The organism is Paenibacillus sp. ov031 (assembly GCF_900143165.1).
Lineage (GTDB): Bacteria > Bacillota > Bacilli > Paenibacillales > Paenibacillaceae > Paenibacillus > Paenibacillus marchantiae.
The window spans coordinates 890,598-902,384 of sequence record NZ_FRDO01000001.1 but is presented as its reverse complement, the minus strand read 5'-3'; the positions used below and the strand labels follow the sequence as shown (position 1 = coordinate 902,384).

11 protein-coding genes are annotated in these 11,787 nt (G+C 45.5%); 3 read left to right on the top strand and 8 right to left on the bottom strand.

The window, feature by feature from the left end:
* Window positions 1-67: 67 nt before the first annotated feature.
* On the bottom strand, window positions 68-622 hold the full coding sequence (locus tag BUA17_RS04005) for a helix-turn-helix domain-containing protein (protein ID WP_063563563.1): 555 nt from the start codon (window positions 620-622) through the stop codon (window positions 68-70).
* Window positions 623-756: 134 nt separating this feature from the next.
* On the opposite strand from BUA17_RS04005, the gene BUA17_RS04000 reads away from it, so the two are divergent.
* Window positions 757-1,338 (top strand): LysE family transporter, encoded by a 582-nt coding sequence (locus BUA17_RS04000; protein WP_072732677.1) that lies wholly within the window; start codon window positions 757-759, stop codon window positions 1,336-1,338.
* Window positions 1,339-1,402: 64 nt separating this feature from the next.
* Here BUA17_RS04000 and BUA17_RS03995 read toward each other — a convergent pair whose 3' ends face one another.
* Window positions 1,403-2,374, bottom strand: coding sequence for an MBL fold metallo-hydrolase (locus tag BUA17_RS03995; RefSeq protein WP_063563561.1), 972 nt, complete (start codon window positions 2,372-2,374; stop codon window positions 1,403-1,405).
* 266 nt (window positions 2,375-2,640) lie between these two features.
* Between BUA17_RS03995 and BUA17_RS03990 the strand changes: the two genes are divergently transcribed.
* Window positions 2,641-3,621 carry an alpha/beta fold hydrolase gene (locus tag BUA17_RS03990; RefSeq protein WP_240321308.1) on the top strand — a complete coding sequence of 327 codons (981 nt, stop codon included), beginning with the start codon at window positions 2,641-2,643 and terminating at the stop codon, window positions 3,619-3,621.
* A 97-nt stretch (window positions 3,622-3,718) separates the two neighbouring features.
* Here BUA17_RS03990 and BUA17_RS03985 read toward each other — a convergent pair whose 3' ends face one another.
* The 3 genes from BUA17_RS03985 to BUA17_RS03975 all read right to left on the bottom strand — a co-directional run bounded on the left by BUA17_RS03985 (window position 3,719) and on the right by BUA17_RS03975 (window position 6,782).
* Window positions 3,719-4,372, bottom strand: coding sequence for a protein kinase family protein (locus tag BUA17_RS03985; RefSeq protein WP_072732676.1), 654 nt, complete (start codon window positions 4,370-4,372; stop codon window positions 3,719-3,721).
* Between the two features lie 277 nt (window positions 4,373-4,649).
* Complete coding sequence (locus tag BUA17_RS03980) at window positions 4,650-6,131, bottom strand: DHA2 family efflux MFS transporter permease subunit (RefSeq protein WP_064640890.1); 1,482 nt, start codon at window positions 6,129-6,131, stop codon at window positions 4,650-4,652.
* Between the two features lie 63 nt (window positions 6,132-6,194).
* The gene (locus BUA17_RS03975; RefSeq protein ID WP_063563558.1) at window positions 6,195-6,782 is read right to left on the bottom strand and encodes a TetR/AcrR family transcriptional regulator; all 588 of its coding nucleotides are present in this window, start codon (window positions 6,780-6,782) and stop codon (window positions 6,195-6,197) included.
* Window positions 6,783-7,022: 240 nt separating this feature from the next.
* On the opposite strand from BUA17_RS03975, the gene BUA17_RS03970 reads away from it, so the two are divergent.
* On the top strand, window positions 7,023-7,952 hold the full coding sequence (locus BUA17_RS03970) for a LysR family transcriptional regulator (protein ID WP_072732675.1): 930 nt from the start codon (window positions 7,023-7,025) through the stop codon (window positions 7,950-7,952).
* 49 nt (window positions 7,953-8,001) lie between these two features.
* Here BUA17_RS03970 and BUA17_RS03965 read toward each other — a convergent pair whose 3' ends face one another.
* The 3 genes from BUA17_RS03965 to BUA17_RS03955 are packed head-to-tail and all read right to left on the bottom strand — an operon-like array spanning window position 8,002 to window position 11,777.
* Window positions 8,002-8,766 carry an SDR family NAD(P)-dependent oxidoreductase gene (locus BUA17_RS03965; protein WP_072732674.1) on the bottom strand — a complete coding sequence of 255 codons (765 nt, stop codon included), beginning with the start codon at window positions 8,764-8,766 and terminating at the stop codon, window positions 8,002-8,004.
* Between the two features lie 58 nt (window positions 8,767-8,824).
* Window positions 8,825-10,531, bottom strand: a complete 1,707-nt coding sequence (locus BUA17_RS03960; protein ID WP_072732673.1) for a M28 family peptidase — start codon at window positions 10,529-10,531, stop codon at window positions 8,825-8,827.
* Window positions 10,524-11,777: a M20 metallopeptidase family protein gene (locus BUA17_RS03955; protein ID WP_072732672.1), complete on the bottom strand. Its 1,254-nt coding sequence runs from the start codon at window positions 11,775-11,777 to the stop codon at window positions 10,524-10,526. Before BUA17_RS03955 ends, BUA17_RS03960 begins: the two co-directional genes overlap by 8 nt.
* Window positions 11,778-11,787 lie beyond the last annotated feature (10 nt).

Sequence of the window (11,787 nt, the reverse complement as noted above, 5' to 3'; positions counted from 1 at the left end):
CAGGAAGATCGTACGACACGAATTTAAACAAAATATAAATAGCGTAGAATCTATTCGTATGACCATCTCATTTTGAATAATGGATGACCATGCTTAATTTATTCGCAGAGGCACCCGAATTTTTATAGCCATGGGGTTTGTCCGCGCGAAAACGGATCGACTCCCCTTGTTTTACCGTATAATCCTCTGCACCAACCCGAATCGTAACTTCCCCTTCAAAAACTGTAATAAATTCCTCTGCTCCTTCTATATGTGGTTCAGCATTCAAAGAAGACTCTTCATCCATTTCCATCATGTACATTTCAAAACGGCGCCCCTCTTCGAAGGGAAAATGGGGATATATCCGAATCTTTCCCTCATCCTCCATCAATGCTTGAATATCACTGCCCGTTACAACTGTAGTGTCCGACTTTGGCTCGTGGATTAAGGCAGTGAACGAAATTTTCAGGCCGTTCGCAATTTTCCATACCGTCGCTATTGTAGGGTTGGATTCACCACGTTCTATCTGACCCAGCATCGTCTTGCTGATTCCAGACATCTCGGCAACCTTGTCCAGACTAAGCTTTCTTTGTTCCCTGAGCTGCTTCAAATTCTGAGCCAGAACAACATTAATGTTTTTCAATATACAGTCACCCCTTATTTAAAAGATTATATTGTGCTATATAGCGCACATGTTGTACAATTATAAAGAACATACGTTATATCGCACATTTTAGTTAAATATAGCATACAACAAGAATGAAATGTGGAGGACTTATGAATATCATTCCGTTACTGACTTACGCAATCGTTGCTTCATTCACACCGGGTCCCAATAACATCATCGCCATGACTCACGCAAGAAACGAGGGATTCAAAAAAATTATTCCGTTTATTGCCGGCGTAGCAGCTGGCTGCCTGCTTATTATGTTTCTATCCAGTTATTTCAACCTTATTCTGCATCAATACATCCCTAGGATCAAACCGGCCCTGAACATATTGGGGTGTGTATACATGATCTATTTGGCGATCAAAATCATGCGAAGTAAACCTGCAAATGCCAAAGATCCAAAGTTCAATCGTTTTACGTTTCTCTTTGGCTTCACCCTGCAATTCATCAACCCCAAAGTCATTCTGTATGGTCTTACGGCCATCTCGGTATTTGTTATGCCTCTCGGAGACTCTCATGTTCATATGATCGTATTTTCGTTACTTCTAACCATCATTGGCATTAGTGCCAATATGACTTGGGGGTTATGCGGTATGTTATTTCAGAGCTTTTTATTGAAATATGAACGTCCTTTTAATATTCTAATGGGTGTTTTGCTCATCTATAGCGCCCTATCGATTTTAAAATAAATGCAAGAGAAAAAGCGTCCTCCCATCGAATGGCTGGACGCTTTTATGTTTATTTCAAATTACCTCAGTTTGATCTCCACCACGGTTGGCTTGGGTAAGCTCCCGTATGCAGCACAACCTTCTCACCGATTTTGGGTGTTGCAATGGTGACATTCAGGGCATGTGCAGCCTTGGTGATCCGTTCAATCGGCTCGTTCCAGGCATGATAGGCCAACGTAAATGCTGCCCAATGAATCGGGATGAGCAGCCCTCCCCTTACATCCAAATGAGCCTGTACCGTTTCTTCCGGCATCATATGAATGTTGGACCAACGCTCATCATATTGTCCGCATTCCATCAGGGTCAGGTCAAAGGGTCCATACTTACTGCCGATTTCCTTAAAATGAGGACCGTATCCGCTGTCGCCGCTAAAGAAAACCTTCGTTTCTTGTCCAGCAATAACCCACGAACACCACAGTGTCGAATTGCGGTCCAACAACCCTCTGCCCGAGAAATGCCGCGCCGGCGTGCAGGCTAATGTCAGACCTTTGAAGGATAGCTCATCCCACCAGTTATGTTCGGTAATCTGTTCCGAGGGCACACCCAGTTGAATTAGTCTTCGACGCACGCCGAGTGGGACGATAAACCGCTGTGTTTTATTTTTCAATCTGCGGATAGAGGAATAGTCCAGATGATCATAATGGTCATGCGATATAATGATCGCATCCAAGGCTGGAAAGTCCTCGGGTTGAATTGGCAGGTTAGTGCTGTATCGTTTCGTACCCGCCCAAGATACAGGAGATGGACGGTTGCCCAGCATTGGATCAAAGAGCAATCTGTGTCCTTCGATCTCAAGCAAAAAAGCCGAATGACCGAACCATGTTACCTGCGGATGATCGGATACATTTAACGATTCCGCTGGTTCATATTTTTCTACGGGAATGTTACCCGCAGGTCTTCGCTCTATACTTTTCCGCATGGAATCTTTCAACATGCTCACGAGGGAGCTGAAGCTCATACCTGCGGATGTCGGAACCTGATTTTCGTATTTTGTCATTATTCATACCTTCTGTTCTCTATAATCAATCATTCGAGCGATCATTCAATCTTGAGTAAAACAGGAGCAATATTAGTCTTTATATTAAATCATTGCTCGTTTATAATCAATTCGCCTTCGGTTATCTGAATGTAATATTTCAATTAACTTCATTTCAATGGAGCCAATGGACCAATTCGAAAATTAAGGTGGAATTAAGACTCTGTTTTCTCTCCAATAAGATTGGGCATATATGATAGAGAAAATACAGAGAGAGTATGTGAGAGATGATGAAAAAATTTCGCAGAAGATTATTTAAGACGTTTATATTCGGAGCAGTGGCTTTACTTCTCCTTCTGGTTACGGGCTTGATCTATCAACAAGTGAGTACCCGTCAGGATCAGAAAACATTTATTCCGCCTGGCAAGCTCTACAGCATACATGGTGACAATATGCATTTATACACGGGTGGTCAAGGAGATGCAACAGTTGTCCTTGCATCCGGGTGGGGCACAGCTGATCCTTATGTAGACTTTTATCCGCTCTACGAAAAGCTTGCACCCTATACGAAATTCGCGGTTTACGATCGCTTTGGTTATGGTTATAGCGATATGACCGATAAGAAACGCGATGTCGATACCGTGGCAGATGAATTGCACGAGTTATTAGAGGTATCTGGGCAAAAGCCACCATACGTTCTGGTGGGCCACTCCCTCGGTTCGCTGGAAACACTCCGGTTTGCGCAAAAATATCCGGATGAAGTTCAAGGTATTGTCATGTTGGATGGGGGAAGTCCGGAATATTACGCCAATGACACTGACGATATAGCAAGTGTGATTGGCGGCTTCATGAACCAATTTCGGATCAAAACCGGTTTATTTCGGTTGACTTTACAGTCTGACGCTGTTGTGGAAGCTTCCAATGCCAATCGCAACGGCCTGAAGTTTGTACCAGATGATCTGAAGAAAATAGATACCACGGCTCTATTGCTTAACTATGGGAATGCCAACACCGTGGATGAGTTGCGTGAAATGACAGCCAATGCCAAGGTTGTCGTCGACAACAAAAAGCCCTTCCCGTTTCCGCTTACCATACTGACAGCAGATTACTTCGGAGCCAGTGAGCCGATATGGGATAAAACCCAAGCTGAATTTACGTCCTGGTCGGAACATTCCAAACATGTGACCGTTAAGGATACCGAGCATTATATTCATCAATATCACCCGGATCTTGTTGCCAATGAAATATTGGAACTGGTCAAGAAGTAGATTGCCTGAACAAACGCTAAACAAACAATACAATTCGTTTCAAAATAAAACCCTAACGATTCTGGTAATCGTCAGGGTTTTTATTTCGTTAGTGCCGTTACTGTGCCAGTGCCATCCTCGGTGTTAGCGATCTGAAATGTGCTAATGCCTCTTGAAACTCCGTGGTCGTGAGACCGTGTCGATCAAAATAATGCACGATCTCCCCCAGGTCAGCTCCATCACCGCTGTATATCCGCTCAATCTTTCGAATAATCTCTTGTTGTAATCGCTCTCGAATCCGCAGGCAACTAACAGGTTCACATAGCCAAAAATCAGTTCGTTTGACCTCCCCTATGTCAGTCCATAGCAAATTCTCATATCGAATGACATCCCAATCACGATAACCTGCCTGAATCTGCTGAAGTTCTGTTGAAAACATATCATATATTAGATTGTGCGGTATGTGTCCATACGTTGCCCGATATTGTCTCAGATTGAATCCTTCGATCCATTCTGTCAGCACAAAATTCCCAGGAGCGTACGCATACAGTTCGGGAACATGAAGGTTGTTTTGCAATGACAAGAGCGCCTCACATTCCAATTCTCCATCCACTTTTCCACGAGGAGTATATACCTTAAGGTAGTACTCTTGTAAACGATAAACAACCGACTGCTTTCCCATTAGTGAAGCTTGCATGGTCAGATGACCATTTTTCTCATAACGATCTAGCAATTGTTCAATATTCGCAGGAATTGATTTAACGATTCTCATAAAGACGTCTCCTCGATTATAAAATACACTCTAAAACGTTTTCCTCTATCCGTTATCATTCATTAATCCACTCTTTATATTATCTTTAAAATTCCATATGAACATATACAATTTCACCAGAACATGAACTATTTGCTTTCAACATCGAGATTTATTCTTTTCGACTGGCAGGTTTATTTTCACTCTAATGGATGGAACCCGTTTCATGTCAAGGTACAAAAAAACGATGCCCTCTATTGAAGAGAGAGCATCGTTTCATTTCTTATATGACTTTTAATTAATGCATAGGACCTTGTTGGCCCTGCTGAGCACCGACCTTAACTCGTTTTACGAAGAGTGAAGTGATCAGTCCAATCACAGCAAGAACCAGTGCGAAAATAAATGCATTTTGTACACCGGATGTGAAACCTGCCAACTGATTCTCTGGGCTCTCAGGATCCGTCACACCGCTCAAGAAGCGGGTCTGACCTGCGCTCAGTATACTTACCGCAACAGCTGTACCAATAGCTCCGGATACCTGCTGCAATGTATTCATAATCGCCGTTCCGTGAGGATAGAAATCAGGTGGCAATTGATTCAAGCCGTTGGTTTGTGCAGGCATCATGATCATTGAAATCCCGATCATCATGAAGATATGCAGCGTAATAATCTTGCCCAGAGTCGTTGTCGGAGTGATTCCAGTGTACAAGAAGAGTACAACAGTTACGATCGCAAGACCGATAATCACAAGCCACTTCGGACCGAATTTGTCAAACAGACGCCCCATAACCGGGGACAAGAATCCATTCAGCAAGCTGCCCGGCAGCAGAACCAGACCGGCAGTCAGAGCCGTGACCGCCATACCTTGTTGCAGGTACATCGGCAGGATCAGCATGGATGACAACATCATCATCATACAAAGGAAGATCAGAATCAAGCCGACTGTAAACATTGGATATTTAAATGCCCGCAGATCCATCATCGGCTGTTTCATTCTCAATTGACGGATGCTGAACAGCAGCAAAGATAATACTCCAATAACCAGTGTGGCTACAACGATAGGACTGGTCCAGCCACCGCCACTTTCCCCATGTCCTCCTGCACTACTGAATCCGTACACGATACCACCAAAACCAAGTGTGGAAAGCACAATGGAAAGAACATCAATTTTGGGCTTGGTCAGCTTCGAGATATTCGGTAAGAACAGCAAGCCGCATACCAATGAAATAATGAAGAACGGCAAGGAGATCCAGAAAATCCAGTGCCAGCTCAGATTGGCCAGAATCAGACCCGAGATACTCGGTCCACTTGCTGGTGCAAACATGATAACCAAACCGATCAATCCCATGGCAGCGCCACGCTTTTCAATCGGGAAGATAACCAATATAGTGTTGAACATTAGTGGCAGTAACAGAGCTGTACCTATAGCTTGCAATACCCGCGCCACCAACAGAATTTCAAAGCTCGGTGCAATAGCAGCAACTATCGTTCCTGCAATCGAAAAAATCAGAGAAGTCGTGAACAACTGTCTCGTCGAAAACCATTGTAACAGCATACCGGAAACCGGCACCAAAATACCCAAAACGAGCAAATAACCTGTAGTTAACCACTGAATGGTAGTAGGTCCAACTTCGAGCAAGCCCATAAGCGGTGTCAATGCCACATTTAGTGCCGTTTCACCGAACAGACCAATAAAGCCGCTAAGTAACATGGCGAATAAAATCGGAAATACTTTATATTGTTTTGTTTCTTGTTGATCCTGTACAGAACCAGCCTTCATGGAAGCCTCCACGATCCCATCCTCCTCAAACAATCTGACGATTTCTATTTCTCTTTACGAAGCTTATTGCTTCTCTTTTGCATTCTTCGCCACAACGGACAAATAATCAGCAGCCGTCAGCAAAGGCTGTTTGTCCTGGTTGGTCAGGCTGATAATTAATGCGCCCTCCATTAAGGAAATGACGAGTAGTCCCATCTCTTGTGCTTTCTTTTCACCTATGCCATCCAAAATCAGATGTTTCGTAATGATTTGCTGCCATCCTGCAAACACGTCCTGACAGGCAATTCGCAATTGTTGACTGATGCACGAGGTCTCCACGGCCGCCCAGAAACTAAATGGAAGAAAACCCGTAAAACCTGCCGCCTCCGTTTCAATGGCTAGATCATGAATAAATTGCTGAATGGCATCCCCCGTATTATCATGAGCAGCAAACACTTCTTCAAACTTCTGCAGAATGTTTTCATTGGCTTTTTGAATGCACTCATGAGCGAGCTCTTCTTTGCCATGTGGGAAATAATGATATAACGAGCCTTTTGGCGTACTGCTCTCCTTAATAATCTGATTTAGACCGGTCGCATGATATCCTTGTGAAAAAAACAGTCTGGCTGCTGTGCTGACGATTAGTTCTCTAGCATTAGACTTTTCACTCAATAAAGCCACATCCTTAAATGAATTATAACAATCGGTCTATATAATTAAAACCGTTTCGAAAAACACTGTCAACCCTTATATTTCGGCCAATTTTCGTGATAGCGCTATCAATTCAGTGCACGGAAAGAACAGGAGCAAATTATCCTTGATAACATTTCAAAAACATAATATCCTATTGGGATAGTATGCATTAACCATGATATACTGATCATTACAATAATGAATAGAAAGGTGTTTGCCATGGAAATGCGAATGATCAAGACCTTTCAAACGATTGTAAAGCTCGGGAGCTTTCAACAGGCAGCAGAAGCTTTGCAGTATTCACAACCCGCCATTACGCTGCATATGCAGAAACTTGAGGCTGATCTGGGTATGAAATTACTGGATAGAGGCAAAAAGATTAAATTGACGGAAGCGGGGAAAATATTTTACGCCAGAGCCGATCAGCTTCTGAAGGAATACGAGTATTTGACAAATACGATCACCGACATTCAACAGGGACAAGCGGGGTTTGTACGAATTGGAGTATCCGAGCCAACAGCCAGCCATCGGCTTCCTGCTATTCTGTCTTCTTTTGTAAAACAGAATCCGAAGATTAAGCTCAGCGTGCGCATCGGGGATAGCAAGCTTCTTAATGAACTGCTAATTGATGAGCAGCTTGACTTTGCCGTCTGCCCTTCTCCTGAGACGAGTATGGAAACCGAGTTTCAACCGCTGCTTTTTGAACCGATGGCATTGCTGTTGTATGATTCACATCCATTTGCTCAGGATGATGAAATCCATTTGGCAGATCTGAAAGGACAACAATTCCTATTCACACCCCCCAATTGCCCGATTCGCATCCGCATTGAGCAGTTATTGGCCGAGAAAATCGACAGCGATTATCAGGGAATCGAAATAAGTAATATCCGGTCTCACAAGTATTATGTACAAGCCAAATTAGGCATAACCATTGCTCCGATTGCAACAATCTGCCCAGCCATTACCGGTACTGTTATCCAAAAAATTGCCGATCTCAAGGTTGGGCCCATTGCAGGCATTTTGCGTAAGCGAAATATACCGCTTGGTTCCGCGAGCGAAAAGCTGATGCTCGACATTCGAGCTGCGCTGCTTCAGAGCAATTTATATGTTCCTGAATTTGAACTCCCTTCCCAGCTGGCTATGCCATAAAATTGACTCACCAGCTGCCATTCTATTTTCTTTTTTAGGGCGCAAACTATTACTTGAGTCTGCCTGCCGTGCGTCCACCATCTACCGTTAATATGCTGCCTGTAATAAATGAAGCCTGCTCAGAGGTCAGATACAATATCGCTTGAGGAGCGTCATCCGGACCTGATGTCCGGCCTAGCGGTGTAATGTTGATCATATGTTCTGTATGCTCCTTCGTCATCACACTAACCTCGCTGCCGGGTGCATAACCCGGCACAACCGCATTTACCCGAATGCGATAGGGGGACAACTCCAGGGCAAAGGTTTTGGTCATCATCTCGATTCCTACTTTCGAAACCGAATAATTCCCCATGCCGACACCTGCGGTGGAAGCTGCCCCAGAACTTATATTAATGAAGGAACCTTCGACCTCGCTCGCAATCATCTGTTTGGCAAAATGCTGAGTAAGCAAGAATGGTGCTGCCAGATTTAGATCCATCGTCTCATTCCAATGTTGAAGCGTCATGTTCATGAGTGTGCAGTATGGATATATTCCCGCATTATTGATGACGATATCCGGCGCTTTCCATTGCTGTTCGACCACTTGAACCAATTCATTAATGGACTTTTCATCCACAAGATTCGTTACATGCCAGTGAACATCCACTCCCTCCTGCTTCAGCTTATCTACTGTATTCCTTAGGGCATCCTCCCGGATATCGGACAGATAAAGGCTCGCGCCTTCGGCGGCGTATGCTTGTGCAATCCATTGGCCAAATACACCTGCCGCTCCGGTAATGACTACCCTTTTCCCTGCAAATGTTCGTTCCGGCATGACAGTCGCTCCTCTATACCATGATGTTCTTGCTGTAAACAGGCTGCTTCACCTTAGATTAATTCCAAACGAGATTCTTTTCGGCCTCCACGACAAGTCGCACTGCCTGCTTTATCTCATAACCAATTCGATTCACCTGACGTATAAGTGATGTTTGGAGTCTGAAAAAGGCTTCACTGCCTTCTTCGGCTACCGCCAGAAGCTCGATGTCTGACAGCGCAGGCACAAGTGAATGACTGCCTGCGGCGTCATGATCATACCGGCTGCCTCGAACATAATTAATGGGAACCAGCCATCTGCTAAGTGACAATATCGTTCGGTTCGCTTCTGTAACAGAAGCATCCGGGAGGGACGAGGAACCTATCCGGTTATAGAAATGATCCGTGGCTTTCTGTAGCTGCTGGACCCTGCTTGTTAAGCGCGAAAGATCAAGCTTGTCTCCGATAAGCTCTCTATAATAGCCCATTCGTTCGGAAAGGGTTCGGATTGCCTGTCTCTGATCAATTGGAATAATGGGAGCAGAGGCAGCATTATAGACGGCAGCTACGTACACTTTGCAATCACGGGCCAGATAATCTCCGTCAATTTTGTCCAGCGTATCCTCTGTCGTATGCCACCACCAGCCAAACCAGCCCTCAGGCTGATAGGACAGCCCCATAAAAGCAGACGGAAGTCCAGCACCCCAGAAAGACTGATCTCCCGACCTTCCAAACGGAGAACCGCGAAAAGGTTCATCCGTTACGGTGCGTATGGCATCAGCACATAGTGTCCGTGTCTCTGACATTGTATTGGCTGCACCGAGGTGACTCGCTCCCTTGGCGCCCACGGAATCAATATTGATATGAAGCACCCCGTTTTCGTGCAAATCTTCCCAATGAAGATCGCTGTATAATGCAGAGCCGGCATATCTGCCGTGGGAATGGCCTGACCAAAATGCGAACCGAACGGAGCGCCGCAGCGAGTTACGATGCAATGATAATACCCGTGCCGTCTCCACCATGACGGCATTGGCGGAGCCGTTATCCATCGCCCCATAATGCCATGAATCCACATGTCCGCTAAACAATACAAAGGATTCTGGTTCTTCCGTCCCCTTTATCTCAGCAATCAAGGTCGGAACGTTCACCCAGTCTGTGCGCACTTCCGCGGTCAACGTAATCTCTAGAGTCTCTCTTTCTTTCGCGACTATTAACGACTTGATCTGCTCCCCATCCGAATGGTTGACCGACAGAACAGGAATGGACGGATAGCCATCATCCTCCCGTGTCGGATTTCCCCACACGGAGGAAACGATCATTTCATGCGTATACGCACCACTATTGATAAATATGACCGCTACTGCACCCAACTGTTGCAAACGATAAATCGTGGGCCCATTCGCAAGTCCGTGAACGACCACCGCATGACCTGTCACTTGATTGGCCCAGTCGGTCTGGTCTGAATCCTTTAGCTCAATGAATCTCAAAAGCGTGCTCAACTGTTCCGTCTGGGCTGACATGGAGTGTGTAATAGCTGCAAAAGAAATGCCGCCGACCTTAAGTTCTGCTCTGACAGGGATACTGATGTAGGCTTTGTTAAACGTAAGCTCGGTGGTCAACCCAAAATCCTCAAGCTGTTCCTTAATATAATGGAAAGCCCGTAGTTCCTCTTCGGAACCCGACAAACGAATCTCCTTCGCAATCTGTCTGTTATATTCAAGCAGGAGATCACGGTCGATCTCATGCAGTATGGAGTGCACCTCCGACTGTTGCTTCAACTCAGTCATGTCGATTCCCTCTCTCCTCATTGCCTGTTGCAACACCCAGGGCAACCCTTGATTCATTATCACTGCTCTGGTTCAAATAACGGATGGCTGTTTCTCCAAGAACCGATATTCCTGTAACAATCGCTTGCTCATCAAAAATAATGGAATCACTGTGAAGGGGAAGCTCTGAACGGGCATCTTCTTCTGTTATTGTGCCGAGTCGGAATATGGCACCCGGCACAAATTCGAGATACGCACCAAAATCTTCGGCGCCCATGGATGGCTCCTTCAGATACACCACGGCCTCCCGGCCAATAGTATCTTCCGCTGCCTGTTCAATCACATCGACGATATGATCATCGTTTATTACAGGAGAACCGCCGCGGTAGTAATCAAATTCCGCTTTACCACCGAACCCTTCGGCAATGGCCTCAATGAGGCGCTTCATATATACTGGCACAGCTTCACGCGTCTCAGGATTGTGCGTACGAATGGTACCTCTGAGTTGAACCTCCCCAGCGATAACGTTATACGCATTGCTATTGCTTTGCAGTTTCGTAATCGAGATGACGGAAGAATCAAGTGGAGACAAGTTTCGGGATACTACCGTTTGCAACGCAGTTATAATCTGGGCAGCAATGATGACCGGATCGATGGTTCGATGCGGATAGGCAGCATGTCCACCTTTTCCCGTCACTCGAATATCAAAAGCATCTGCCGCTGCCAGCATGGCCCCTTTTCTCAAACCAATCTTGCCAGCAGGCAAATCCGGCCACACGTGGAGCGCAATGATCGCATTCACTTCCGGATTTTGCAAAACACCTGCAGCAATCAGATCCGTTGCGCCTCCCTGAACTTCCTCAGCAGGCTGGAATATAAACTTCACTGTTCCCTGAAGCTCATCCCTGTGCTCACTTAATGCCGCTGCTGTTCCAAGAAGAATGGCAGTATGCACATCGTGCCCACAAGCATGCATCACCCCTTCGCGAACGCTGGCAAACGGCAATCCTGTCTGCTCTACGATAGGCAGTGCATCCATATCGGCACGAATTCCAATGGTTCTTCCCTCGCGTCCACCTTTCAAAAGCCCAACAACCCCTGTGCCGCCTACACCCGTCTCTACTTCGAGACCAGCATCCTCCAAAAATTGAGCAACCAGCTTGGCTGTTTCAAACTCCTGGTGACCAAGCTCAGGATTCTGGTGAATATGGCGGCGAAGCCGTATAGCCTCGTCCTTCCACTTTTCGGCTGAACTACGAAAACTCATTGTTTCATTC